The sequence below is a fragment of the Devosia sp. genome (assembly GCF_965229025.1).
Taxonomy (GTDB): domain Bacteria; phylum Pseudomonadota; class Alphaproteobacteria; order Rhizobiales; family Devosiaceae; genus Devosia_A.
The window spans coordinates 4,017,137-4,042,500 of record NZ_OZ245853.1 but is presented as its reverse complement, the minus strand read 5'-3'; the positions used below and the strand labels follow the sequence as shown (position 1 = coordinate 4,042,500).

The window sequence follows — 25,364 nt, the reverse complement described above, 5'->3', positions numbered from 1 at the left end:
CGTGGCTCACCGGCACGGTGATGACCGGACTGACCTCGGTATTGCTGATGGGCGCCGCGCTCTATGTCTCGTTCGAGGGCCAGGACACCTTTTCGACGGCCTATGAGGCGCTACAGATCCTGACGACACCGCAGACCGCGGCCGAGATCGATTCCGGCGCCAAGGCAAACCGCGTGCGCCCCGTTGCGCAGACCAAATCAGAGCTCGAGATTGTCGAGGCTTCGATCCGCGAAACGGTCGATGGCCGCGCACTGATCAAGAAACAACCGTTTGTCCGGGTCCGGGCCACTCTGGCAACCGCGGGCACGGCGCTATCTGAAGACATTCCCGATTATGACCCGGTGGCGATGATCGACGCCAGCCAGCCGGTTGCGACGACAGGGGACGACGACGTCGCCAACCCCGATATCTATGGCGCCGAGGTTGAGGGCGAGGTGCAGATCAAGACCAGCGCCCTGCCCGCCACCTTCGTGCCGGCGGTAACCGTGACCGATCGTGGTGCAGCCGAGTATGTCCGCGCCAGCGTCGAGAACCTCTTCGGCGAGGGCGGCGATAGCATCGACGTCAAAAGCAACGCTGGCGGTGCGGCAAGCGCCACGGCGATCGCCTATGCCGATGCTCCCAGCAACCTGCGCGACCTGGGTGTGGTATCCGACGATGGCCCGAGCGGGGTGGCCGAGAACATCACTGTCATGCCCAAGACCAAGCAGGCCGACCAGGCAGGGCTCGGGCGGGCCGAGCGGCTGGTCACTGTCCGCGAAGCCGGACCGCTCAAGGACTGGCTGCTGAAGAACGGCTTTGACAGCACGACCTATGACATGGTGGCGGGAACGTTGCGCAATGTCCTGGCCTCGTCCGACCTCAGTATGCCCAAGGGCGCGCGCCTCAGGATCCTGATGGGGCCGTCGCGGGTGTCGAACACGCTGATCCCGCACCGGCTCAGCATCTATTTCCCTGATCCGCGGTCTGGCGAGCTCAAGCACGCCGCGACGGCGGCGCTGACCGACCGGGGCAATTATGTGCTCGGCCTCGCCCCGCCCGACATCGTCTTCCCTGAGGAAGACACCGAGGAAATCAACGTCAACAACCTGCCCACCGTCTATCGCTCGATCTGGGAGACGGCGCGGAAGCACGACATTCCCGATGCCATCACCTCGCGCATCGTCGCCATGTTCGCCTACGACATCGACTTGACCAAGCGCATCAGCGCCGGGGACTCGATCGAACTGCTGGAGACGGAAAAGGACGCCGAGGGCCACCAGGAACTGCTCTATGTTTCGCTGAAGCTCGGCAACACCACCCGCGAGCTCTACCGCTTCCGCACTGACGACGGCACGGTGGATTTCTTTGATCCCGACGGCGAGACCGGCAAGCGCTTCCTGACGCGGCGCCCGGTACAGGGTGGCGGCCGACTGGCGAGCCGCTTCGGCTATCGCATCCACCCTATTTTTCACACCAAGAAGCTGCATACCGGCGTGGACCTCGCGAGCCGCACCGGCACCCCGATCTACGCTTCGGGTGACGGCATTGTGGAAAAGGCCGGTTGGTCGTCGGGCTACGGCAAGTTTGTCGGGCTGAAGCACGTGAATGGGTTTGAGACCGGCTATGGCCATATGAGCCGCATCGCCGATGGGATGCGGCCCGGCGTACGTGTGCGCCAGGGCCAGATTATCGGCTATGTCGGCTCGACCGGTAACTCGACGGGGCCGCATCTGCACTTCGAGATCAAGGTCAACGGCCGCTTTGTCGACCCGCTGAGCGTCAAGCTGCCGCGCGACAAGTCACTGTCAGCCCAATACGACGATGCTTTCCAGCAGACCATCAGCCAGATCCGCGACCTGATGAAGCGCGACGCGGCGCCGATGACGGTCGCGTCGCTGAACTAGGCTGAGGTTGCGGGACCGCGCCGCTGTGTCAGGTAGGCGATGACGGCGGACAACATAGCCAAGCCTGCATTGATGTAGCAAATGACGGCGAAGGCAGCGTCGTTGGCCGCCACCCGAGTAGCCTCCATGTCGGCAGGTATGGCCTGGTCAGGCCTGAGACCGAAGAACAGCGGCAGCTCAGCCGCGCCGCCAAGGCTGCGCTCGAAGACGACCGCAGCTACACCCCCCATAATGGCCACAGCCAATAGCCCGGCCACGCGCGCGACGGCGTTATTGACGCCGGAGGCAAGCCCGGTATCGCGGTCCTCGACCGAGGTCATCACCGCCGTTGAGAGCGGCGAGACCACTGCACTCATGCCCAGCCCCATCAGGATGATGACCGGAAGCACGGCGAACCAGACGTTGTGGAGCGGCAGCACCAGGCCGAGCAGCAGGAACGAGAGCCCAACCACCGCGGCGCCAGCGGCAATCAGCGGCCCGGGCCCGAATCGATCCGACAGTCGGCCGGCGAGGGGCGACAGGACTGTGAGCGCGATGCCAAAGGGCAGGAAGGCGAAGGAGACATCAGCCGCGCTGGCGCCCCAGCCGCCGATCAGCGTCATGGGGAGAAAGAAGGTCACGGCCGCGAGCGCGAAATAGAGAACGAAGGTGAGCCCCTGTGCGCCGGAGAAGCTGGCGCGGCGGAAATGGCCGAGCGGCAGCATGGGATCGGGCGCGCGCGACTCCCAGAACAGGAACGCCGCGAGGGCGAGGACGCCGAGGCCGCAATAGATGACCATATGGCTGATGGTCGGCACGCCGCTTGCGTCACCGGTGAGACCGACAGCGAAAAGTAGCAAGCCCAGGGTGACCAGGGCACCGCCAATGAGGTCCAGGCGACGTCCGGCTGCGGGCTGATCGGCCGGCACGCGGAGGTAAAGCAGCGCCAGCGCGATCCCGCCCAGGGGCAAGTTGATCGCAAACACCAGCCGCCAGCTCCAGTCGCCCATCGTGGTGAGGACGAGGCCACCGATCACCGGTCCCAGAATGGTCGTCAGCGACGAAAAAGAAGACCAAAGGCCGATGGCCTTGCCGCGTTCTTCGCGCGGGTAGGCCTTGGCGATGATGGCGAGGCTGCCGGGAACCATGAGGGCAGCCCCTGCCCCCTGCACGGCGCGCGCGCAGATCAGGAAGATCGGGTTCAGCGCTAGCGCGGAAACCACCGATGCGAGGACAAACAGCCAGATCCCCAACCCGAACACTCGCCGCAAACCGAAACGGTCCCCGGCGGCGCCGCCGATCAGCAGCAGCGAGGCGAGAAACAGCAGGTAGGCGTTGGAGATCCACTGCGCGTCGGCCAGCGTCGCACCGAGATCGGCGCGAATGGCAGGCGTCGCTATCGACAGCACTGAGCCATCAATGAAGCCCATAGAAGACGCGAGGATCGCCGCGACTAGCACATAGATTCGCTGCGACGGCGGGCAGAATGAAGAAGAGTTGGCGCTGGAGTCCGTCATGTTCGGCATCACCTCATGGGCAGCTGCACTATGCCCTCACCGAGAAGAGCCGAACAGCCCGATCCTAAACGCTCACTCCGTCGCGATCCAAACTGCGAGCTCGATGCCTCCGGGCGCACGGAAATGGAACCGCCGTCCGCCGGGAAAGTCGTAGGCCGGCATGGTGATCACCCCACCTGCCGCGACAACGTCCCGTTCGGCCTGCTCGATATCCCCGGTGCGAATGACCGCCAGTGTGGCGGCGGTGCGGGTGTCGCCACCGTCTATGCCACCGTCAATTCCCGCATCATTGATGGCCTCGTAGCTTGGGCCATAGCCTGTGAAGCTCCAGCCGAACGCCGAGCCAAAGAACAGCTTGGTGGCGGCGATATCCGACGAGGGAAACTCGATGTAGTCGATCTGGTACTTCTGTGTCATCGCGGCCTCCAGCCATAAATGTTCTTGTTTCGTTCTACCGCAACTCGAAAATACCCGCAACAAAAAAGGGCCGGTCCTTTCGAGACCGGCCCGCATCTTAGTGTGTTGCGAAGGATCAGGCTGCCGCGTCGACTGCATGCAACACATCGCGGGGACGGACCACCAGCCCTGCATCGCCCGCATCGACGATGACGTCGGCACCGTCAACGACACGCCCGGCAAGAATCTCTTCCGCCAGCTTGTCCTGCACTTCACGCTGAATGACGCGCTTGAGCGGCCGTGCCCCATAGGCGGGATCGTACCCCTCATTGCCCAGCCACTCACGCGCGGCAGGTGTCAGTTCGAGCGCGATGTCGCGTTCCTTGAGCAGGTTGCGCAGGCGCCCCATCTGGATATCGACAATCGCCCCCATATGGCTGCGCTCCAGCCGGTGGAAGACGATGATGTCATCGACGCGGTTGAGGAATTCCGGCCGGAAGGCCGCCTTGACCACGTCGAGCACCTTGCCGCGGACCAGTTCGACCGGCTCGCCATCCTTGAGGTTCACCAGATACTCCGAACCGAGGTTGGAGGTCATGATGATGATGGTGTTGCGGAAGTCGACCGTGCGCCCCTGCCCGTCCGTCAGTCGGCCGTCGTCGAGCACCTGCAAGAGGACGTTGAACACGTCCGGATGCGCCTTCTCGATCTCGTCGAACAGCACGACCTGGTAAGGCCGGCGCCGCACGGCTTCAGTCAGCATGCCGCCTTCGTCATAACCGACATAGCCCGGAGGCGCGCCGATCAGGCGGGCGACAGAGTGCTTTTCCATGAACTCCGACATATCCATGCGCACGATCGCATGCTCGTCGTCGAACAGGAACTGCGCCAGCGACTTGGTGAGCTCGGTCTTGCCGACGCCAGTTGGCCCGAGGAACATGAACGAGCCAATCGGCCGGTTCGGATCCTGTAGCCCTGCCCGCGACCGGCGCACAGCCCGCGCCACCGCTTCGACTGCCTCGGCCTGACCAACCACGCGCTTGCCCAACTGGTCTTCCATCTGCAGCAGCTTTTCGCGCTCGCCTTCCAGCATGCGGTCCACCGGAATACCGGTCCAGCGCGAGACCACCTGCGCGATATGGCTGGGGGTCACCACTTCTTCGACCATGGGGTTGTCGGGCTTGCCATCGCCATTGGGATCGTCGGCAGCCTTGATCTGCTTTTCGAGGCCGGGAATCACGCCATAGGCGAGCTCACCAGCGCGGGCGAGGTTGCCCTGCCGCTGTGCGAGTTCGAGATCGGTGCGCGCCTTGTCGAGCTCTTCCTTGAGCTTCTGGCTGCCGTGGAGGCGCTGCTTCTCATTCTGCCAGCGCGTTGTGAGCGCCCCGGCTTCTTCCTCGAAATCAGCCAGTTCCTGCTCAAGCCGAGCCAGGCGCGTTTTGGAGGCGTCGTCAGTTTCCTTCTTCAGCGCTTCCCGCTCGATCTTGAGCTGCATGATCCGCCGGTCGAGCTCGTCGAGCTCTTCGGGCTTCGACTCAACCGCCATACGCAGGCGCGCCGCCGCTTCGTCGATCAGGTCGATCGCCTTGTCGGGAAGGAACCGGTCGGCGATGTAGCGCTTCGATAGCGTCGATGCCGCGACGATCGCGGAATCCGAGATCCGGATACCGTGGTGCAACTCGTACTTTTCCTTGAGACCGCGGAGGATCGAGATCGTGTCCTCGACCGTAGGCTCATCGACAAAGACCGGCTGGAACCGGCGGGCCAGCGCGGCGTCCTTTTCCACATGCTTGCGGTATTCATCGAGCGTGGTGGCGCCGACACAGTGCAGCTCGCCACGAGCCAGCGCCGGCTTCAACAGGTTCGACGCATCCATGGCGCCGTCTGACTTGCCGGCACCGACAAGCGTGTGCATCTCGTCGATGAACAGGATGATCTTGCCATCGGCCGCCGAAATCTCGTTGAGCACGGCCTTCAGCCGCTCCTCGAACTCGCCGCGGTATTTCGCACCGGCGATCAGTGCGCCCATGTCGAGCGAGAGCAGTGACTTGTTCTTGAGGCTCTCGGGCACGTCGCCGTTGACAATACGCGTCGCAAGGCCCTCGACGATGGCGGTCTTGCCAACGCCGGGCTCGCCGATCAGCACCGGATTGTTCTTGGTGCGGCGGCTCAGCACTTGGATGGTGCGGCGGATTTCCTCGTCACGGCCGATCACCGGATCGATCTTGCCCTCGCGGGCGGCGGCGGTGAGGTCGCGGGCATATTTCTTGAGCGCGTCATAGGCATTCTCCGCCGATGCGGAATCAGCGGTGCGGCCCTTGCGGATCTCGTTGATTGCTTCGTTCAGGCCCTGCGGGGTGACGCCAGCGGAGGCAAGGATCTTGCCCGCATCGACGTCCTTTTCGACCACTAACGCCAGCAGCAGACGCTCGACGGTGACGAAGCTGTCGCCGGCCTTGTCCGCAGCCTTTTCGGCGGTGTCGAAGACGCGTGACAACTCGCGGCCTAGATAAAGCTGGCCGCCATCGCCGGACACTTTGGGGATGCGCTTCAGTGCCGCTTCGGTCTCGGCGCGCGCAATCTTGGCGTCGCCACCGGCCTTGGCGATCAGCCCTGCCGACATGCCCTCGTCATCGTCCAGCAGCACCTTCAACAGGTGCAGCGGCGCGAACTGCTGATGGCCTTCGCTGAGTGCAAGCTGCTGCGCGTTCTGGATGAAGCCGCGCGCCCGCTCGGTGAATTTTTCGATGTTCATTGCATTCTCCTCTTTCAGCCCGCTGCCCGCTGGGCGGCACATCGGGCATTTGAAGCTGACCCAGTCTCAACCGGATGCGAGGCGCGTAGGTTGCGATGGATCAAGAAAGAAGGCCCGCTCGGCGGCGCTCTCCTTGGTCTCCCACGAGATATAGGAAGGCGCCTCGAAAACGAAAAGGCCGGGAGCGATCCCGGCCTTGCTGTATTCTGTTCTGACGCGCGGATCACTCCGCGGGGGTATTTCCGGCCGTGATGAAGGCGGGCAATTCGCCGACTTCCGGCTGCGGCGCACCCGGCTGATCGACACCGGCCTCACCACCCTGCCCGCGCGAGCGGCGGCGGGGGCGGCGTTCACGGTGGCGGCGCGGCTCACCATCGGCGGTAACCTCACCTTCGGCAGCGGGCGCCACCTCGACAGCCTGCAGCACGACCGTTTCCGTCTCCGGCACGTTCTGCTGCTGGTTGTTATCCTGCTGGTTCTGCTGCGGCTGCTGCTGGAACGGCTGGCGCGGTTCGGGCGATGCGAACCGGTCGTTCACCGGTGCGAAATCATCGTCGTAATCGTCCTCGTCCGATTGCTGGCCGAACTGATCCGGGCGCAGTCCCTGCTGCGGCTGGGCCGCGCTGAGAATGCGGAAGTAGTGCTCGGCATGCTGGAGATAATTCTCCGCCATGACGCTGTCGCCGGACGATTGCGCATCGCGGGCCAGTTGCAGGTACTTCTCGGCGATGTGCGAGGCGTTGCCGCGCACCTTCACATCCGGTCCGTTGCTCTCATAGTTGCGGGACAACGGGTTGCCGTGCTTGCGGCCACCATTGTTGTTCCGTCCACGGGAGCGGTTCTTGTTGTTGTTGTTGTTGTTATTCTGCTGATTAGGTCTCATCGTCTCTTTTCAAGCCTTGGAAAAGAATACTGAAGGCAACATTGGCCATCCGCACCAGGTGCCGCGGGCGCTCGCCAGTGCGAGACGCCGGCAGTCAAGTTCTTCGGTGCCCAGAGCTGTGCTGGTTGAACCACTTGTGGCTCATCAAGGCGCCCCGGTTCCTCGTCCGAGTGTCGAACGCTGCCTTTTGCAGCTTCGCCGATGAGCGGGTGGCCGTGACCTAGGCGCAATATCTTGCACCGTGGACAGCATCTTGAACCTATATGCTTCGCCGGGGCTTTCCAAGCACAAAATGCCGGACGTCCTTAAGCGTTCGTGGCTCATGTCGCGCGCCGCGCCGCAATGACACGGTTGTGGCCGGAAAGGTCGCGCTCGACGACGATGTCGGCAAGTCCGGCACCAACGAGAATATCGCTGACGGCGGCAGCCTGCGCGGCGCCGATCTCAAGCAGCAGCAGGCCCTCGGGCTTGAGGAACTGCCCCGCCTCGCTGGCAATGGCGCGATAGGCCCGCAGACCGTCGGGGCCACCGTCGAGCGCCAGGTGCGGGTCGTGCTCGCGCACCTCAATGGAGAGTCCAGCAATGTCGCTCGAGTCGATGTAAGGCGGGTTCGAGGTGATGAGGTCGAACCGCTCGCCGGGCTCGATCGGGTCGAACCACGAGCCCTGCCGGGTGCTGAAGCGATCGGCGACGCCATGGAGCTCGGCATTGGCCCGGGCGGTGGCGAGGGCATCGTGGGAGAGGTCGGTGGCGACGGCACGGCCCTTGAACAACTCGGTGAGAATGGCGATCGGGATGCACCCGGTGCCGGTGCCGAGATCGAGAATGCGGGGATCATCGAGCGGGCCGATCTCGTCGAGCCCGCGCTGCACCAGAGCCTCGGTTTCGGGCCGTGGTACCAGCGTTGCCGGATGGAGCTTGAACGGCAGGCCCCAGAATTCCTTTTCGCCGAGGATCCGGGCGACGGGCTCACCGGCGAGCCGGCGCTTCCCCAGCGCTTCGAGTCGTTTGACGGCATCAGGGCTGGCGGGCTCGCGCTCTCGGGTGACGAGGGCGAGGCCCTCCATCCCGAAGGCAAGTTCTGCGAGCAGCCTGGCGTCAAGCTCGGGCGTGTCGAGGCCCGCCTGCCGGAACAGGTCGCGCAGTGACCGCCATGCTGCCCCCACCAGAACGCTCAGGAAATCCCCTCCATCGCCGCCAGTTGTGCCGCCTGGTTTTCAGTGATCAGCGCATCGACGAGTTCACCCAGCGCATCGCCGGCGATGACCTTTTCGAGCTTGTAGAGCGTCAAGTTGATGCGGTGGTCAGTCACGCGGCCCTGCGGGAAATTGTAGGTGCGGATACGCTCGGAGCGGTCGCCGGAGCCGACCTGTTCCTTGCGCGCTTCAGAACGCGCCGTATCGCGGGTGTTCCGTTGCTCTTCATAGAGCCGCGCCTGCAACACTTTCATGGCGGTGGCGCGGTTCTGGTGCTGACTCTTCTGACTGGCCGTCACCACGATGCCGCTGGGCAAATGGGTGATGCGCACCGCCGAATCGGTGGTGTTGACGTGCTGGCCACCGGCGCCGGACGACCGCATCGTATCGATGCGAATGTCCTCGGCCTTGATGTCGATGTCGATGTCCTCGACCTCGGGGAGCACCGCGACCGTCGCCGCGGACGTGTGGATGCGCCCCTGCGATTCCGTGGCGGGAACGCGCTGCACCCGGTGCACGCCGGATTCGAACTTGAGCTTGGCGTAGGCGCCCTTGCCGGTGATGTTGGCGACAACTTCCTTGTAGCCCCCCATTTCGCCGGGGCTCTCTTCCATCAGCGAGAACTTCCAGCCGTTCAATTCGGCATAGCGCTGGTACATCCGGAGCAGATCGCCCGCAAACAGCGCCGCCTCATCGCCACCGGTACCGCCGCGCACCTCGAGGATGACGCTCTTTTCGTCGGCAGCATCCTTGGGGAGGAGCAGGATGCGAATGTCGGCGACCGCCTGCTCGATCTTCGGCTTCAACTCGCCGATTTCGGCAGAGGCCATCTCCGCCATTTCCTTGTCGCCGGAACTGAGCAGCTCTTCTGCGGCCTCCAGATCGCTGAGGAGCTTCTGGTAGTCGCGGATCGGGCGCACCATCGGCTCAAGCTCGGCATACTCCTTCGAAAGCTTGACGAACTGTTCCGCCGATGGCCCGGACGACAGCGCCGCCTCGATGCTGTCGAAGCGTTTGGTCAAAGCGTCGAGCTTGTCCTGGGGAAGCGTGGCCATGAGGTGCGGGGATACCTAGATTGAGAGGCCCTGGCGCCCTGCCCAGTCGAGCAGCAGGTCGCGGATACCGACGCCGGATGCCCCTTCGAGGAGGGCGGCCGAAACCGAGGCACGGACAGGGGCGAGGTCGAGCCCAAGGATCATCTCCTTGATCGGGCCGATCGAGGGCGGGCTCATCGAAAGCTTGGTCATGCCGATCGAGAGCAGTGCCAGCGCTTCGACCGTCTTGCCCGCGAGCTCGCCGCACATGGTGAGCGGCACGTCGTAGCGCTTGGCCATATCGACGATGTGCTTCAGCGCCCGGAGCCGGGGCAGAGCGATCGGGTCGTAGGCCTTGGCAACGCGCTTGTTGCCGCGATCGGCGGCGGTGAGGAACATCACGAGGTCGTTCGAACCGATCGAAACGAAATCGGCCTCCGGCAACACCTGGTCGAGCTCCCACAGAAGCGAGGGCACTTCGATCATCGCGCCCAGCTCGAGCTGGCTCGGCACCTTTTGGCCCGCATTCTTCATGCGCTCGAGTTCCTTGTTGACCACGAGGCGGGTCTGCCGGAACTCCCAGGCGTCAGTGACCATGGGCACGAGGATCTTCATCGGTCCGCCATTGGCAGCCTTCAGCAGCGCCCGGATCTGGATACGCAGCAAACCCTGCCGGTCGAGCGCGAGGCGCAGCGAGCGGAAGCCCATCGCGGGGTTTTCCTCGGCCTCGGAGCGGAGGTAGGGGATGACCTTGTCGCCGCCGACATCGAGCAGGCGGAAGACGATCGGCTTACCCGCCGTGAGCCGGATCGCCTCGGTATAGAGCGCCACCTGTTCCTGGAGGCGCGGGAGCTTGGAGGCGATCATGAACTGCAGTTCGGTGCGAAACAGCCCGACGCCTGCGGCGCCGGTGTCATCGAGCATGGGCAGGTCGGCGACCAGCCCCGAATTGTGCAGCAGCGTGATCGCGACGCCGTCGCGGGTGATTGCCGGCTTATCCTTCAACTCGAGGTAGTGCGCGCGGCGCTTGGCGGTGAGGCGGACCTTGTCGACATAGACCTGGATCATGTCGGCGGCGGGCCGCAGGTGCACCACCCCGGCCTGGCCATCCACGATGATGTCATCGCCCGTTTCGGACATCGCGACGATGTTTTCGGCCTGCCCGACCGCAACAAGGCCAAGCGACTTGGCGATGATCGCCACGTGCGAGATCGAGGCGCCTTCCTCAAGCACCACGCCGCGGAGCCGCGAGCGGTCATATTCGAGCAGATCCGCCGGGCCCATGTTGCGGGCAACAAGGATGGCGTTCTCGGGCAGCTCTTTCTTGCCCACGCCACTGCCGTTACCGGTGAGGATGCGCAGCAGGCGGTTGGCGAGATCGTCGAGATCGTGCAGGCGATCCTTGATGTAGGGATCGGTCGATCGCATCATCCGGGCCCGGGTGTCATTCTGCACCCGCTCAACCGCGGCCTCTGCCGTGAGGCCGTTGTCGATGGCCTCGTTGAGCCGGTCGACCCAGCCGCGATCATGGGCGAACATCCGGTAGCTCTCGAGGATATCGCGGTGATCGGAGAACGACTGCATGTCGCCGTGGCTCAGCATGTCGTCGATCGACAGCCGCATGGTGTCGAGGGCGGCCGACAGGCGCTTCTGCTCGACTTCGGTATCTTCGGCGACGAAATTGGTGACGACGACACGCGGATCGTGCAGCACGACCTTGCCCAGCGCCACCCCATCGGTGAAGCCCGCGCCGTTGAAGGTGCGGGGGCGGCGGAGGTCGATATCCTGGCCCGGCTTGATCAGGCTGTTGAAATCTGAGGTGGCGATCATTTCGGCGAGGATGGTCGCCGTGGTCAGCATGGCCTCGATTTCGTCTTCGCCATAGACCCGCGCTTCGCGGTTCTGCACCACGAGGACGCCCAGCGTCTGCCCGGCCCTGAGGACGGGCACGCCGAGAAAGGCGAGGAAGGCTTCTTCGCCGGTTTCCGGTCGGTAGGCGAAAGCCGGATGCGAAGGAGCGTTGTCGAGGCTGAGCGGTTCGGCCTGTGCGGCGATGAGGCCGACAAGACCTTCGCCCAGGCGCAGCGTCGTCATATGCACCGCTTCGGGCTTGAAACCGCGGTTGGCGAACAGCTCCAGCGCGCCGTCATCGCGCAACACGTAGAACGAGCAGACGTCGGCTCGCATGTTGTCGGCGATGAGATTGACGATCTTGTCGAGGCGCGCCTGCGACGCCAGAGGCTCCGCCATGGTTTCGCGCAGCTGCTTTAAAAGCACGCGCGGACCGCTGATCGCTGTGGCCATCATCCCCGCCCGACGGCCCCGCGCCGCCCTCTAGCCCGGGCGCCGCGATCGGTTAGCGGCGGCTCAGGCGTCTTCCTTGTCCAACCCGTAATACGTATGGAGCGCCCGCACCGCAAGCTCCGCATATTCATCGTCGATCAGCACCGAGGTCTTGATCTCGGAAGTGGTGATCAGCTGGATGTTGATCGACTTGTCGGCCAGCGCCTTGAACATCGATGCGGCAACGCCCGCATGGTTGCGCATACCCACGCCAACGACCGAAACCTTGGCGCCGCCCTTGGCGCTCGTGATCTTGGAATATTCAAATCGGCCCGCCTCGCCAGCGGCCTTCAGCGACTTCAGCGCCTTGTCGTGCTCGGCATCAGGGACGGTAAAGGTGATGTCCGTGGTCGAGCCATCTTCCGAGACGTTCTGGACGATCATGTCGACAACGATCGATTCGTCGGCCAGCGCGCCGAAGATCGCGGCGGCAACGCCAGGCCGGTCTTTGACGTCGCGCAGGGTGACCTTGGACTCGGCCCGCGCCAGGGTGACGCCCGAAACGATCTGCTTTTCCATGATCTCATCCTCATCGCATACGATTGTGCCGGGAACTCCGGGCGTGCCATCCGGTGCGATCTGTGGCGCCGCCGGATCATCGAAAGTCGACCGCACGGTGAGGCGGACCTTGAAGGCCATCGCCATTTCAACCGAACGGATCATCAGCACCTTGGCGCCGAGCGACGCCATTTCGAGCATTTCCTCGAACGAAATCTTGCTCAGCCGCCGAGCCTTGGGCGTGATGCGCGGGTCCGTGGTGTAGACGCCATCGACGTCCGTGTAGATGTCGCAACGATCGGCATTGACTGCCGCCGCGATGGCGACCGCTGACGTGTCCGAACCGCCACGGCCGAGGGTCGTGATGCGGCCCGACGGGGCAACGCCCTGGAACCCCGTAATCACCGGCACCACGCCTTCGGCGAAGCGCTTTTCGAGCTCGGTCGGATCGATCTCGACGATGCGGGCGGCGCCATGCGCGTCATCGGTCCTGATCGGCACCTGCCAGCCCTGAAAGGACCGCGACGGGATACCCATTTCGGAGAGAACAATCGCCATCAGCCCGGCAGTGACCTGCTCGCCGGAGGCGACTACGGCGTCGTATTCGCGGGCGTCGTGAAGCTTTGAGGCCTCGTTGACCCAGCCTACGAGCTCGTTGGTCTTACCCGACATGGCCGAGACGACCACTGCCACCTCGTGGCCGGCATCGACCTCGCGCTTGACGTGACGCGCCGCCTGCCGGATGCGCTCAACCGTGGCGACAGAGGTGCCGCCGAACTTGACTACGATGCGGCCCAAGGCCCTACTCCGAAATCTCGCGGCCAGAACCGGCCGGTACGCTGCTGAAGTGGCGCGGGACATGCCACAAAGCATCGGGCTTATCAACTGGCCGTGCGAACGCGCCCGCTGGCCATATGGCTTCGGGTTGAGCAGCAGGAGGACTCCGCCGGCGGGGCTTGGCCCCAGCGGTAGACCGCAGGTTTAGTGGCAGGGCCTTGCCCCGCCGGCGCGACCGGACGTTTCCACCTCGCTCCGGCGGACCGCGGGGACGTCCCCGGAACCGCAGTGCCTGGCCACCGGCGGATTGCTCCAGCCGGCCTCCCGAAGGAGAGGGCTTATCCCCGCAGTCCAGATCCACGGAGCCGAAACCCCGGACGTTTCTGCGCAGGCACCCCGGCTCCCCATGAGGGGAGCTTTGGCCCCTGGCCGCCCGAAAGCGGCCGTGACACCACTGGCGGCCCTCGCCTCCCTTAAGGAGAGCATCCGGCCGGCCGGAACTTCGGCAAGGAGGGCGCGACACCCTCCATCCGACCCTGTCCCCGCAAACCGTTCGCTCGCGATCCCGTCCAGCGCAGGGGCAGTGAGGGGAGTATAGTGCGGTCAAAAGGCGCGGGGATAAGTGGTGCTAAAGCGCTGACAGGACACACAAACTGGATGTCATCCCTGCGCAGGCAGTGACCCAACTCTCCATGTGCGCGGGCTGGTAGTTGGGTCCCAGCGTTCGCTGGGATGACGCGCGGTGGGTGGGGACGGATCTGGTGACACCGCACAACGAAGCTTCCGGACCTTGCGAACAAAGCAGGAACAATCTAAGCTTCCTTCAAAATTAGGAGGTCGTTATGAGCAATCCATCCCGCCTGTTTCCCGTGCTGCGCTATCGTGACTGCAATGCGGCGCTGGAATTTCTGACTGCGGTGTTCGGGTTCTCCCCGGGAACGATCTTTCGTAGCGACGACGGGCACGTGATGCATGCCGAACTCTGGTTTGGAGATGCTGGCATCATGATCGGGCCGGTGATGGACACGCCGTTCTCAAGGGTGATGCGCCAGCCCGATGAGGCCGGCGGCGTTACAGCCAGCTTCTTTGTGGTGACCAATGACCCCGACGGACACTTTGCGCGGTCCGAGGCAGCCGGGTTCGAGGTCATCCTGCCGCTGCGCGACGAAAGCTACGGCAGCCGCGAGTATTCGGTGCGTGACCCGGAGGGCCATGTCTGGACCTTCGGCACCTATGATCCGAAACCCAGAAGCTAGGACAAATGCGCAGCGCCTGTGTCGTGACGACGCGGGGGCGGTTCTGGCGATTGGCGCTCAGATGACAAGGGGGATATGAAGGGGCAAGCGACGGAGCCAGCCATGACCGACACCACCATCAATGCCGACGAGATCAGCAAGTTCGCGGCCATGGCGGACGAGTGGTGGGACCCCACGGGCAAGTTCAAGCCGCTGCACAAGTTCAACCCGGTGCGGCTCGGCTACATTCGCGACCAGGCGATTGCGCATTTTGGCAAGGACGGCGCAGTGCGGCGGCCACTTGCGGGGCTCAAAGTGCTCGATATCGGCTGCGGCGGCGGGCTGCTGTCCGAACCGCTGGCACGGCTGGGCGCAAGCGTCGTCGGCATCGACGCAGGAGACAAGAACATCCGCATCGCCGCGCTGCATGCCACCCAATCCGGCCTTCAGATCGACTATCGCGCCACCACGGCGGAAGCGCTGGCGGCCAGCACCGAGCGCTTCGACATCGTACTCAACATGGAAGTGGTGGAGCATGTCGATAACGTGCCGCTCTACATGAAAAGCTGCGCCGAACTGGTGGCGCCCGGTGGATTGCTGTTCACCGCCACCATCAACCGCACGCCGCGCGCCTACGCGTTGGCGATTGTGGGGGCCGAGCGGGTGCTGGGCTGGTTGCCCAAGGGCACCCACGACTTCAAGAAGTTCCTCACCCCCGACGAGATCGGCGCACTGGTAAGCCGCAACGGGCTGGAGGTCATCGAGCGCACCGGGGTGGTGTTTCACCCGCTGGCAGACGAATGGCGCCAGAGCCGCGACCTCGGCATCAACTACATGGTGCTGGCCGAAAAGGCTGCCTGATCCGATGACGGGAACGACGCGACACCGAACGGCCGCTTAAGCGGCCGTCCGGTGGCCCGATCAGCGGCCGAGCTTGTCGAGGGTCGCAAATTCCGCGTCGCTGAGCGTGATCGCGGCGGCGGCGGTGTTTTCCTCGAGGTGCTTGACCTTGCCGGTGCCTGGGATGGGGAGCATCACCGGCGAGCGCTTCAGCACCCAGGCCAGCGCGATCTGGCTGGGCGTGGCGTTGTGCGTCTTGCAGATCGCCTGGTAGGCGGTCGACTTGACAAGGTCGCCGCCGGCCAGCGGGAACCAGGGGATGAAGCCGATGCCGTTGGCTTCGCAGTAGGCGAGCACCGCTTCGCTCTGCCGGTTGGCGACGTTGTAGAGGTTCTGCACCGTGGCGACGGGGAAGTACTTCTGCGCCGCCTTGATCTCTTCGACGCTCACCTCGCTGAGGCCCGCATGGCGGACGAGGCCTGACTTGATGAAACCAGCGATGGCCTCGAACTGCTCGTTGCGCGGCACCTTGGAGTCGATGCGGTGCAGCTGCCAGAGGTCGAGGCGTTCGAGCTTCAAGCGTCGGAGGCTCATGTGGACCCCCTGTTCGAGGAACTCGGGCCGGCCGACCTGCAGCCAGCGATCGGGACCGGTGCGGGTGAGGCCGGACTTGGTGGCGATGATTGTGCCCTTTGAATAGGGCGCCAGCACCTCGCCGATCAGCCGTTCGCTGACTTCGGGGCCATAGGATTCGGCGGTATCGACGAAATTGATGCCGAGATCGGGGAGGCGGGCGAGGGTAGCGCGCGCTTCGGCCGGATCCTCAGGCTCGCCCCAGATGCCCTTGCCGGTGATGCGCATGGCACCGAAGCCGAGACGGTTGACGACGAGATCGCCGCCAATGGCAAACGTGCCGGCGAGTGCGGCATTGGGAGTAGTCATGAAAAGGCTCCGGGAAAAGTCGGGAAAGAGGGGTCCAGAGGACGCATCATGATGCATCCATCGGCGTCCACCGATCAAGCCTGCCCGGATGGCCAGTTGCGAACGTGATCGGTCCGCCGCTGAGCCGGAGAAATTCTCGTCCACCGCGAACCGTTTTCCTCCGCCGATGCCTCTTGTCCAGTGTCACAACAGGAGTGCACCATGTTTTATCGCAAAAATCTCTTCGCCTGGGAGCAGATGCTCCGCCTCGTCGCCGGCGTGATGATGATCGGCTTCGGGCTGTTCGGCACGCCCGCAGGTTGGCTGGGCTACGGACTGGCGGCGATGGGCGCTTTCCTCGCCGTCACAGGCGTCTTTGGCTACTGCCCCGCCTGTGCGATGATCGGCCGTAAACCGGTCGGAAAGCACTGATGGGTCTGCGCCCGACGACAGAAATGATCGTGTCGGCCCAGGGCGGCGACATCGAGGCCATCGCCTCGCTGCTCGCCGCCGCGCAGCCCGACATCCGTCGCTACGCCCGGGTCAGTTGCAGGACTGCCGACGTTGACGATGCCGTGCAGGATGCGCTGGTCTTGCTGCAGCGTCACGTGGGCCGGCTGCGCGTGATTTCGGCCTTCTCAAGCTGGCTGTTTGCCGTGGTGCGTCACGAATGCAGCCGGTTGGCCAAGCGCGTTCGGGGCGTGCAGACGCCGATCGAAGACATCGACAACGACCTGCGCTTTTCCACGCGTCTGGATGCCGACTTGCGGCTGGACCTAGCTGGGGCGATCAACTCGCTGCCGCCCCACTACCGGCAGTTGGTGGTGCTGCGGGACATCGAGGAACTGACCATCGACGAAATCGCGCAAACTCTGGATGCCAGCCGCGAGGCGGTGAAGGCGCGGCTGCATCGCGCGCGGGTCCTGTTGCGGGAATATCTGCAGCGCTAGGTCAGTTTGTCTCTTCGGGCAGGCGCGGCAACGGCAGGAACTCGACGCCGTCATCAAGCAGCCCGGCAACTTCCTCGCGCGTCGCCTCGCCATAGATGCCGCGTGGGCCGGCTTCGTTGAAGTGGATCTTCCGTGCCTCTTCGGCAAAGCGGTCCCCGACATAGTCGGCCTCGGCCATCACCTTGGTACGCATGGCGCGCAGCATCTCGCGAATTTGCGCGTGCTGCGGGTGGCCCGCCGAGAGCGCGACTTTCCCGGAATTGGCGCGCGACACGGCAGGCGCCATCAGCGCCTTGCCGACCTTGATCGAGTTGCAGACGGGACAGGTGACAACGCCCTGCTCAGCCTGCGCATCAAAGGCCTCGGCATTGCGGAACCAGGCGTCGAACTGATGGTGGCTGTCGCAGACGAGGGAATACTGGATCACGCCGGAACTTCCTCGCGGAGGATCGAAGAAGTGGCGAGCGATACCGAAAAGCGCCGGGCATTGGCAAGCGCCGGCACCTTGCCACGCGCCTCGGTGACGGCGGCGAGGTCAAGGTCGGCGAAGGCGATGCCGGGGCCGTCGCCGTCAAGCTGGGCGAGGATCTTGCCCCAAGGATCGATGATCATCGAATGACCATAGGTCGAGCGGCCATTTTCATGGGTGCCGGCCTGCGCGGCCGCGATGACGAAGCACCCGGTCTCGATGGCTCGGGCCCGCAGCAGCACCTCCCAATGGGCTTCACCCGTTGGGACGGTGAAGGCGGCGGGGACGGAGAGCACCTCCGCCCCGGCTTCCGCCAGCGCGCGGTGCAGCGCCGGAAAGCGCACGTCGTAGCAGATGGTCATGCCTAGGTTGAACCCGGGTTCTGTTGTGACCACGGCCTCGTCGCCGCCGGCATACGTCTCGCTCTCGCGATAGTGCCGGAGACCGGGGAGCGTGGCGTCAAACAGGTGGATTTTGTCGTATGTGGCGGCGATCGTACCATCAGGGCGGAACAGCACCGAACGATTGGCAAACCGGCCATCCGGCAGCGCCACCGCGAGGGAACCTAGGTGGAGGCTCACACTCAGCCGGCGCGCCAGTTGGGTGAGACGGGCAATGGCTGGATTGCCCTCCCACGATCCGGCTACGGCGCGGAGGCCCTCGCGGTTTTCGGCAAAGACGATACTGACTTCCGGGGTGAGGAGGTATGTCGCGCCGCGCTCGGCCGCTGTGATGGCCAGCGCTTCGAGGCGATCCAGATTGGGGCCAGGCTGTGTACCTGACGTCATCTGGATGGCGGCGACGCGCACCACCGGTCAGACCGCCAGCAGCGGATCGAGCGCGCCACGGCGTTCGAGCGCAGACAGATCGTCATAGCCGCCGACATGGGTGTCGCCGATGAAGATCTGGGGCACAGTGCGGCGGCCGTTGGCGCGCTGCACCATGGCCATCCGCACCTCCGGACTATCAGCATCGACCTCTTCGAAGTCGACGCCCTTGTCCTCGAGCAGCGCCTTGGCGGCCGTGCAATAGGGGCACCACTGCGTGGTGTAGATTTCGACCTTTTTCATTTGAAGTACCGGCGTCTCCGCATGCGTCAGGGTTCCTGCCCTCTATATGGGCGTGTTTCCGCCGACGACAACGCGAGCGAACGAGATTACGTCGACTTTGTAAATACCCGCCTTGTTGAGCGCGCGGGTAATCGCCTTGACGGTGGAGCCGGTCGTGATGACGTCATCGACCAGCACCACGCCGCGCCCGTTCAATCGGCGGACGGCATCGGGGTGGACGGCGAAGGCGCCCGAGACATTGCGCTGCCGCGCGTCGGCACTGAGCCCCACCTGCTGGCGGGTGCGGCGGGTGCGGCGCACCAGCGTCGCATCAATGCTGAGGCCCTGCCGCCGGGCCAGCGCTCGCGCCAGTTCGGTTGACTGGTTGTAGCGCCGCTCGAACTGACGGCTGAAGTGCAGGGGAACCGGCACCAGCACCGGCGTGTCGTGCCAGAGCTCATGGCCTGCCACGGCCATCAGGCGGGCGCAGAAGCCGGCAAGTTCGGGCCGATCGCCATACTTCATCCGGCTCACCAGAGTGCGCGCCACCTCATTGTAGAGCACCGCGGAGCGGGAGCGCTCGAAGGGGGGCGGATCGGCAATCGCTTCAGCCGAGAGCGCGTCGGGACCCAGCGCGACTTCGAATGGAATGCCGAGCCGCGGGCAATAGGGCGCGGTGATGGGGCGAAGTTTCTTGAAGCAGGCGGGACAAAGCGCATCAGCCGAGGCGGTCGGTGCCCCACAATCGAGGCAGGCGGGGGGATAAATCAGGTCGAGCACACCTGCACCCAGCCGCCGCAGCATGGCGACCGGGCGGATCCGGGTTTTGACAATCGCGTCCCCGCTCTCCATAACCACGACACTAGAAGACAAGGCGTTGTTTGCCTATGGCCCTCCCCTCCTCTGCAATCCCCCAAGTGTTTGACCGGGCGCTCATCGCGCGCCATTTCGCGCGGCGCCCGAGCCCGGCCGATGACTTTGTCACGCGGCTGGCGCTTGATGATCTGGCGGCGCGGCTGATCACCATCACCCGGCCGTTTGCGAAAGCCCTGATCCTCGTACCCGATGCGAGCGTGTTGCCGATGCAGCCTATGCTTGGGCGGTCGGCCGAAGGGTTGTTCACGTTCGCCAATGCTGCGACCGTTGTCGGTTCTGAGGACGCGCCGCTTGTCGATCCGGAGGCGCTGTCGCTGCCGGGGGAAGGCTACGACCTGATCGTCTCGCTGTTCGACCTGCAGGTGGTCAACGATGTGCCGGGGTTTCTGGCGCGAATTCGCAGCCACCTGGTGCCGGACGGGCTGTTCATGGCGGCGGCCCTGGGGGGAGATAGCCTCACCGAATTGCGGCAGGCCTTCCTTGTTGCGGATTCAGAGATCTCGGGCGGCGCCTTTGCGCGGGTGGCACCATTCATCCCCCTGTCGGACGCCGGTGGCCTGCTGCAGCGCGCCGGGTTTGCCTTGCCGGTGACCGATGTGGAAACGCATTTGGTGCGCTATGCCGATCCGTTCCGGCTGATGCAGGAACTGAAGAGCCTCGGAGCGCAGAACCCCCTTGCCGACCGGCCGACGCGGCTCGCGACACGGTCGCTGCTGGCGCGCGCTGCCGCTGCCTATGCAGAGACTGCGGCTGATCCCGACGGACGGGTGCGAGCGACACTGCAAATCATCTGGATTTCAGGCTGGGCGCCGCACGACAACCAGCAAAAGCCGGCGCGGAGAGGCAGCGCTACGGTCAGCTTAAGAGATGTGCTGGGGAAGAAGACCTAACCGCCCATTGCAGCGGCGGATTTGCTCGAGACTGCGTTAAACATGCCGGAAAGACTGCCGCCGAACGTGGTCAGCGCTGCAATGATCCCGACCGCCACCAGCGCGCCGATCAGACCGTACTCGATCGCTGTCGCACCAGACTCATCGCTGTAGAAGTCTGTGAGCGTTCTCAGCATCGGCTGCGGTCATCCTGTCACAACAGGTCGCAGAGAGCCGCGACCAGGGGTTCGTCGGCCGGTGGCATGGCGTAATCGCGCATGAGCTGGGGCCGCACCCATTTCAGGGCGGCGTGCTCGAGCGCTTGCGGTACGCCCTGCCATTTACGGCACACGAACAGTGGCATCAGAAGATGAAAGCTTTCGTAAGAGTGGGATGCAAAGCTTAACGGCGCGAGACAAGCCGTTTTGGTCTCGATCCCAAGCTCTTCGCGCAGTTCCCGGATCAGCGCGTTCTCAGGGCTTTCGCCCTCCTCGATCTTACCGCCGGGAAATTCCCAGAGCCCTGCCAATGACTTGCCTTCGGGACGCTGGGCGATCAGCACACGACGATCAGCATCGACCAGGGCACAGGCGACGACCGTGAGGATCTTCACCGCTTGCTCCAATCGGGAGCCCGGCGATAGCTGTAAGAGTAGACCTCGCCGAACCCGAGCGAGGAGTAGAGATTGATCGCCACCTCGTTATTGGCCAGCACCTGGATCGCTGAATGGGCCGCACCGGCCGAGCGGGCCCAGTTCAGCGCCGCACTCATGGCGGCCCGGCCATAGCCCATGCCGCGAGCACTGGGATGGGTGACCACATTGACATAGACGCCGATGCCGCCCGAGACCGCCGCCAGCACCGCAGCGACCGGCAGCCCGGCCTTGTGATAGACGAGGACGCCTTTGGCTTCGCAGGGGATGTTCCCCACCACTTCACGCAGCACTTCGATGGTATCGGGGTCATAGCCGGACATCTGGGCCTGCGCCTTGTACCATTCGGGATCTGCGGGATCGAAGTAGCGGGCCTGCGGCTCATGCGGAAAATCTTCGTCCGGCATCTCCATGGCGAGGACGAGGCTCTGCTCGAACTCGTCCCAGAGGAGGCCATCCAGCACCTCATGCACCTCCGGCGCGGTGAGCGGTGTCACCCGGTAAACCGGCGTGATCCGGTGGCGGCGTGACAGTTCCGCGAGACGCTGAATCCTCAACTCCGCGTAAGCGCCGTCGGACGGATCGAGGCACTGGATCGAGTTGGCGCGCTTGGTGTAGCCACGAGCGTAACGCCAGATCCACAACCCGTCATGAGCCTGACGCAGGGCCGGCCATGCCGTCAGCGTTGCACCCTCAATCTGGCTGACGCTCAATGGGACCATGGCTCAGGACCGATAGTCGCCGTTGATGGTGATGTAGCCGTGCGTGAGATCGCAGGTGTAGACCGTGGCGCTGCCTGAGCCGAGCCCGAGACCGACACGGATGTCGATGTCCTCGTTCTTCATGTAGGCGCTGGTCGCCTTCTCATCATAGGCCGGATCGCGCTCGCCCTGGGTGGCGACGCGAATGTCGCCAAAGCTGATCTCCAGCCGGTCACGATCGGCGGGCTCGCCCGCCTTGCCTACCGCCATGACGATGCGGCCCCAATTGGCGTCCTGGCCGGCGATGGCGGTTTTGACCAGCGGCGAATTGGCGATCGACTGCGCGATACGGAAGGCACTGCGCTCGCTGGTGGCGCCTTCGACGGTAATGGTGACCATCTTGGTCGCGCCTTCGCCATCGCGCACCACATGGATGGCGAGTTCATGCAGCACATCGCTGAGCGCTTCCGCAAAAACCGTCGCCCGCGGGTCCATTGCCGAGGTGATCGGCGCGATTGCGGCCTTGCCGGTCGCAAAGACGAGGCAGGTATCGGAAGTCGAAGTATCGCTGTCGACGGTGACGGCGTTGAAGCTGGTGTCGATGGCCGGCTGCAACAGCGCCTGCAGCACGCCCGCCGCAATCGGCGCATCGGTAAAGACAAAGCTGAGCATCGTCGCCATGTCGGGCGCGATCATCCCCGAGCCTTTGGCGATGCCCGATATGGTGACCGGAACGCCGTCGAACTCGACCGTAGCGGTTGCGACCTTGGGGAAGGTGTCGGTGGTCATGATTGCCTTGGCGGCATTCAACCAGGGGCCCGATGCCAGGCGGCCGGCCATCTCGCCGGTGACGCCAGCAAATTTCTGGGCATCGAGCGGCTCGCCGATGACGCCGGTGGAGGCGAGGAAAATCTCCTCGGCCGGAACCCCAAGCGCCTCGGAGGCGAGGCGGGCCGAGAGCGCCACCGACTCAACGCCCTTCTTGCCCGTAAACGCGTTGGCGTTTCCCGAGTTGACCAACAGGCCCCGCGCCTTGCCGGCGCCGAGATGCTGCCGGCACCAGTCGACGGCTGCCGACGGGCACTTGCTGGTGGTCAAAACGCCGGCGACCGTGGTGCCCTCATCAAAGGCCGCCAGCAGCACATCGGTACGGTTCTTGTACTTGATCCCAGCCTCGGCTGTGGCAAAGCGGACGCCCGCCACCTCCGGCAAGTCGGGATAGGTCTTGGGAGCAAGCGGCGAAACCGGGTGGGCCATGGTGCATCCTGAACAGGCACTTAGTGCCCAACCGTTTGCCTCAAGCCCTCTTCACAAGCAAGCCTCGTTCGCCAGTCCCCACTCACAGGCCCCTGGCACCGGCTACCAGCGGCCGGTGGCAATGAAGCGGCCAAACCGGCCCTGTATCGCCGGAATGACGAAGAAGACCAGGCTCACGACCATGATGGGTACCAGCACCAGCGTGCGCTGCCAGGTCTCCCAGCCCGCCGTCAGCGGAAAGAGAACATAGAGCAGTGCCGTCACCAGCGGATAGACTGCAAAGAACACGAGAAAGGCGAGCCGGGTGCGAACTGCGACTATGGCGGGTTTCGAGGCCGCGACGGCGGCGGGTGTATCGGACAAGGTGGTCATCAAAATCTCCAATCAGAACGGTACGTTCCGTTACTATATAAAACGGACCGTTTCGTTTCGTCAAGAGTTCTGCTAGATTTGGTTCAAGGAGATCGACATGCCAGCTTTGGCCCGCAAATCCATCGGCGCGCAACGCAACCCGGAGAGCGAAAAGGCGATCCTCAAGGCCGCCGCCGACCTGCTCGAAGAAGAGGGGCTGGGGAAGTTTTCGATCGAGGCGGTGGCCCGCCGCGCTCGCGCCGGCAAGCCGACCATCTACCGCTGGTGGCCCGACAAGACCGCACTGCTGCTGGCGGTCTATGGCGAATTGAAAGACGAGCTTGTCCTCCCCGACACCGGCAGCCTCGAAGGCGACATCGTCGCGTTTCTCGGCAATCTCCTGGGCTTCTGGCGCGGCAGGGCCGGAGCGATCTTCCGCTCCGTGCTGGCGGAATCGCAGACCGACGAGGCCGCGCGCGCAGCGCTCACCACCTATCACGCAACCCGCCGCCAGCACCTAGCGGCCGTGTTCGGGCGCTCCCATGGCGGCATTGCCCCGACGCAGGAACAGGCGGAACTGATTGCAGAAGTGGTGGTGGCGTACGCCTTTTCGCAACTGCTGATTGGCAGCATCGGCGAGAACGAAGCCGAATGGCGCCGGCTCGCCCGGATGATCGCCGGCGGCAACTGACGCCAGGGTCGCAAAGAAAAAGGGCGGATGGTTTCCCACCCGCCCCAGAAACTTTTCAGACCGACCTCAGAACCCTGAGGCCAATGCCTTACTGGCCGGCTTGCGGCTCGGACTGCTTCTTGACCTGCTCGGCCAGCGCCGCATCCGGAATGTTGACCGGCATGGCAGCCTTGAAGCCGGCAATCGCCACGTCATAGGCCTCAAACATCGCCTGCTGACCCAGTTGCTGGGCCATCTGGGTGATCGGCTGCGGCTCGCTCATCTTTTTTTCTTCAAGCTTGATGACGTGCCAGCCGAACTGGCTCTTGACCGGCTCGGAGATCTGGCCAGGCTGCAGTGCCCATGCAGCAGCCTCGAACTCGGGGACCATCTGGCCCTTGCCGAAGAAACCGAGGTCGCCGCCGTTCTGCTTGCCCGACGGATCGGTGGTCTTGTCCATGGCTTCGACTTCGAACGGCTTGCCGCCATCGAGATCGGCCTTGACGGCTTTTGCCTCGTCCTCGGTTGCAACGAGGATATGGCGGGCGTGGATCTGTTCTTCCGGCTTGAAGGCTGCGACATACTTGTCGTAGGCGGCCTTGATCGTATCTTCCGTCACGCCGGCAGCGATCTTGTCAGAGAAATACGACCGACGGAGCGTGCGGTCCTCAAGATAGGCGACCCGGCGCTTGAACAGGGCATCCTGGTCCATGCCGGCATCGCGGGCCGCCTTGGCCATCACTTTCATGTCAATCAGCACGGTAACAAGGAAGGCGCGACGCTGGTCAGCCGGTACCTGCTGCAGTTCCTTCTGCAGGTCCTCGGCTGCGAACGACAGGTCGGCCTCGGTGATGGTCTGGTCGCCGACGGTGGCGACAACAGCATCGGGCGAGGGCTGTGCCGGAGCGGCCGCCGGATCAGCGGCAGGCGCCGCAGCTGCGTCGGTCGCGGGGGCTGCGGGCGTGGCAGCGTCTTCGGCGAAGGCCGGAGCTGCAGCAAACGACAGCGCCGTGCCAAGCAGCAGTGCGCCGGCAATGGTCTTGATGGTCATACGGGTCATTGTTTTGTTTTCCTCGGCTGGCGCGGAGCCCCCGGCCGTCGCGACGCGGTGGTTTGGCCGATTTCCCGTCCGTTGACAAGCAAAAGACCCGCTCTTACATGTCGCACCACTTCAAAGAGTGTTGACGGGACAGGAACCCGCCGCCCTGCCGGTTGAACTATTGGCGACAAGCCATCGCCGGCTGGAATTCAAAGGACATA

General features: G+C 64.2%; 26 protein-coding genes (1 of these 26 cut by a window edge). 7 read left to right on the top strand and 19 right to left on the bottom strand.

Translation table 11 applies throughout. The annotated features are described in order from the left end of the window. On the top strand, positions 1 to 1,886 hold the 3' portion of the coding sequence (locus ACO06J_RS19705; RefSeq protein WP_421762413.1) for a M23 family metallopeptidase. 124 nt of this gene lie to the left of the window's left edge; 1,886 of the gene's 2,010 nt are visible here — the last part of the coding sequence; its start codon lies beyond the left edge, outside the window; its stop codon occupies positions 1,884 to 1,886. Here ACO06J_RS19705 and ACO06J_RS19700 read toward each other — a convergent pair. The 8 genes from ACO06J_RS19700 to ACO06J_RS19665 all read right to left on the bottom strand — a co-directional run bounded on the left by ACO06J_RS19700 (position 1,883) and on the right by ACO06J_RS19665 (position 13,285). Continuing rightward, on the bottom strand, positions 1,883 to 3,382 hold the full coding sequence (locus tag ACO06J_RS19700; RefSeq protein WP_421762412.1) for an MFS transporter: 1,500 nt from the start codon (positions 3,380 to 3,382) through the stop codon (positions 1,883 to 1,885). The two genes, ACO06J_RS19705 and ACO06J_RS19700, sit on opposite strands and share 4 nt — an antisense overlap. Positions 3,383 to 3,454: 72 nt before the next feature. Then, the gene (locus ACO06J_RS19695; RefSeq protein WP_421762411.1) at positions 3,455 to 3,799 is read right to left on the bottom strand and encodes a VOC family protein; all 345 of its coding nucleotides are present in this window, start codon (positions 3,797 to 3,799) and stop codon (positions 3,455 to 3,457) included. 115 nt (positions 3,800 to 3,914) lie between these two features. Then, complete coding sequence (clpB, locus tag ACO06J_RS19690; protein WP_421762410.1) at positions 3,915 to 6,533, bottom strand: ATP-dependent chaperone ClpB; 2,619 nt, start codon at positions 6,531 to 6,533, stop codon at positions 3,915 to 3,917. Positions 6,534 to 6,756: 223 nt separating this feature from the next. Then, positions 6,757 to 7,416 (bottom strand): DUF4167 domain-containing protein, encoded by a 660-nt coding sequence (locus ACO06J_RS19685; protein WP_421762409.1) that lies wholly within the window; start codon positions 7,414 to 7,416, stop codon positions 6,757 to 6,759. A gap of 320 nt (positions 7,417 to 7,736) precedes the next feature. Further along, a complete protein-coding gene (prmC, locus tag ACO06J_RS19680) occupies positions 7,737 to 8,582 on the bottom strand; it encodes a peptide chain release factor N(5)-glutamine methyltransferase (RefSeq protein ID WP_421762408.1) in 846 nt (281 codons plus the stop codon). Positions 8,583 to 8,590: 8 nt separating this feature from the next. Further along, a complete protein-coding gene (prfA, locus tag ACO06J_RS19675; protein ID WP_421762407.1) occupies positions 8,591 to 9,667 on the bottom strand; it encodes a peptide chain release factor 1 in 1,077 nt (358 codons plus the stop codon). Positions 9,668 to 9,682: 15 nt separating this feature from the next. Continuing rightward, positions 9,683 to 11,950 carry a phosphoenolpyruvate--protein phosphotransferase gene (ptsP, locus tag ACO06J_RS19670; protein ID WP_421762406.1) on the bottom strand — a complete coding sequence of 756 codons (2,268 nt, stop codon included), beginning with the start codon at positions 11,948 to 11,950 and terminating at the stop codon, positions 9,683 to 9,685. Between the two features lie 63 nt (positions 11,951 to 12,013). Next, complete coding sequence (locus ACO06J_RS19665) at positions 12,014 to 13,285, bottom strand: aspartate kinase (RefSeq protein ID WP_421762405.1); 1,272 nt, start codon at positions 13,283 to 13,285, stop codon at positions 12,014 to 12,016. A gap of 821 nt (positions 13,286 to 14,106) precedes the next feature. Here ACO06J_RS19665 and ACO06J_RS19660 point away from each other — a divergent pair. Beyond that, the gene (locus ACO06J_RS19660) at positions 14,107 to 14,520 is read left to right on the top strand and encodes a VOC family protein (RefSeq protein ID WP_421762404.1); all 414 of its coding nucleotides are present in this window, start codon (positions 14,107 to 14,109) and stop codon (positions 14,518 to 14,520) included. Positions 14,521 to 14,622: 102 nt separating this feature from the next. Beyond that, positions 14,623 to 15,360 (top strand): bifunctional 2-polyprenyl-6-hydroxyphenol methylase/3-demethylubiquinol 3-O-methyltransferase UbiG, encoded by a 738-nt coding sequence (gene ubiG / locus ACO06J_RS19655; RefSeq protein WP_421762403.1) that lies wholly within the window; start codon positions 14,623 to 14,625, stop codon positions 15,358 to 15,360. Positions 15,361 to 15,420: 60 nt separating this feature from the next. Here ubiG and ACO06J_RS19650 read toward each other — a convergent pair whose 3' ends face one another. Next, positions 15,421 to 16,281 (bottom strand): aldo/keto reductase, encoded by an 861-nt coding sequence (locus ACO06J_RS19650; protein WP_421762402.1) that lies wholly within the window; start codon positions 16,279 to 16,281, stop codon positions 15,421 to 15,423. A 201-nt stretch (positions 16,282 to 16,482) separates the two neighbouring features. Between ACO06J_RS19650 and ACO06J_RS19645 the strand changes: the two genes are divergently transcribed. Then, positions 16,483 to 16,692 (top strand): YgaP family membrane protein, encoded by a 210-nt coding sequence (locus tag ACO06J_RS19645; RefSeq protein ID WP_421762401.1) that lies wholly within the window; start codon positions 16,483 to 16,485, stop codon positions 16,690 to 16,692. Beyond that, positions 16,692 to 17,210 carry an RNA polymerase sigma factor gene (locus ACO06J_RS19640; protein WP_421762400.1) on the top strand — a complete coding sequence of 173 codons (519 nt, stop codon included), beginning with the start codon at positions 16,692 to 16,694 and terminating at the stop codon, positions 17,208 to 17,210. Before ACO06J_RS19645 ends, ACO06J_RS19640 begins: the two co-directional genes overlap by 1 nt. A gap of 1 nt (position 17,211) precedes the next feature. Here ACO06J_RS19640 and ACO06J_RS19635 read toward each other — a convergent pair whose 3' ends face one another. The 4 genes from ACO06J_RS19635 to ACO06J_RS19620 are packed head-to-tail and all read right to left on the bottom strand — an operon-like array spanning position 17,212 to position 19,601. After that, positions 17,212 to 17,637: a DUF1178 family protein gene (locus ACO06J_RS19635; RefSeq protein WP_421762399.1), complete on the bottom strand. Its 426-nt coding sequence runs from the start codon at positions 17,635 to 17,637 to the stop codon at positions 17,212 to 17,214. Further along, entirely contained in the window at positions 17,634 to 18,491 is an 858-nt protein-coding gene (locus ACO06J_RS19630) for a carbon-nitrogen hydrolase family protein (RefSeq protein WP_421762398.1), read from the bottom strand. Before ACO06J_RS19630 ends, ACO06J_RS19635 begins: the two co-directional genes overlap by 4 nt. Before the next feature lie 3 nt (positions 18,492 to 18,494). Next, positions 18,495 to 18,749, bottom strand: coding sequence for a glutaredoxin 3 (gene grxC, locus ACO06J_RS19625; protein WP_421762397.1), 255 nt, complete (start codon positions 18,747 to 18,749; stop codon positions 18,495 to 18,497). Positions 18,750 to 18,791: 42 nt separating this feature from the next. Beyond that, positions 18,792 to 19,601, bottom strand: coding sequence for a ComF family protein (locus ACO06J_RS19620; RefSeq protein WP_421762396.1), 810 nt, complete (start codon positions 19,599 to 19,601; stop codon positions 18,792 to 18,794). A 14-nt stretch (positions 19,602 to 19,615) separates the two neighbouring features. Here ACO06J_RS19620 and ACO06J_RS19615 point away from each other — a divergent pair, with 14 nt between their 5' ends. Then, positions 19,616 to 20,494, top strand: a complete 879-nt coding sequence (locus ACO06J_RS19615; RefSeq protein ID WP_421762395.1) for an SAM-dependent methyltransferase — start codon at positions 19,616 to 19,618, stop codon at positions 20,492 to 20,494. Here the strand turns inward: ACO06J_RS19615 and ACO06J_RS19610 are convergent. From ACO06J_RS19610 to ACO06J_RS19590, 5 genes are all read right to left on the bottom strand, one after another. After that, positions 20,491 to 20,670, bottom strand: coding sequence for a Flp family type IVb pilin (locus ACO06J_RS19610; RefSeq protein WP_421762394.1), 180 nt, complete (start codon positions 20,668 to 20,670; stop codon positions 20,491 to 20,493). The two genes, ACO06J_RS19615 and ACO06J_RS19610, sit on opposite strands and share 4 nt — an antisense overlap. 17 nt (positions 20,671 to 20,687) lie before the next feature. After that, positions 20,688 to 21,098: a (deoxy)nucleoside triphosphate pyrophosphohydrolase gene (locus ACO06J_RS19605; protein WP_421762393.1), complete on the bottom strand. Its 411-nt coding sequence runs from the start codon at positions 21,096 to 21,098 to the stop codon at positions 20,688 to 20,690. Continuing rightward, positions 21,083 to 21,847, bottom strand: a complete 765-nt coding sequence (locus tag ACO06J_RS19600; RefSeq protein WP_421762392.1) for a GNAT family N-acetyltransferase — start codon at positions 21,845 to 21,847, stop codon at positions 21,083 to 21,085. Before ACO06J_RS19600 ends, ACO06J_RS19605 begins: the two co-directional genes overlap by 16 nt. 3 nt (positions 21,848 to 21,850) lie before the next feature. Further along, entirely contained in the window at positions 21,851 to 23,083 is a 1,233-nt protein-coding gene (argJ, locus tag ACO06J_RS19595; RefSeq protein WP_421762391.1) for a bifunctional glutamate N-acetyltransferase/amino-acid acetyltransferase ArgJ, read from the bottom strand. Between the two features lie 102 nt (positions 23,084 to 23,185). Continuing rightward, positions 23,186 to 23,455, bottom strand: coding sequence for a hypothetical protein (locus ACO06J_RS19590; protein ID WP_421762390.1), 270 nt, complete (start codon positions 23,453 to 23,455; stop codon positions 23,186 to 23,188). 97 nt (positions 23,456 to 23,552) lie between these two features. On the opposite strand from ACO06J_RS19590, the gene ACO06J_RS19585 reads away from it, so the two are divergent. Next, entirely contained in the window at positions 23,553 to 24,125 is a 573-nt protein-coding gene (locus ACO06J_RS19585) for a TetR/AcrR family transcriptional regulator (RefSeq protein ID WP_421762389.1), read from the top strand. An 88-nt stretch (positions 24,126 to 24,213) separates the two neighbouring features. Here the strand turns inward: ACO06J_RS19585 and ACO06J_RS19580 are convergent, their stop codons facing one another. Next, entirely contained in the window at positions 24,214 to 25,164 is a 951-nt protein-coding gene (locus ACO06J_RS19580) for a peptidylprolyl isomerase (RefSeq protein WP_421762388.1), read from the bottom strand. Positions 25,165 to 25,364: the final 200 nt, after the last annotated feature.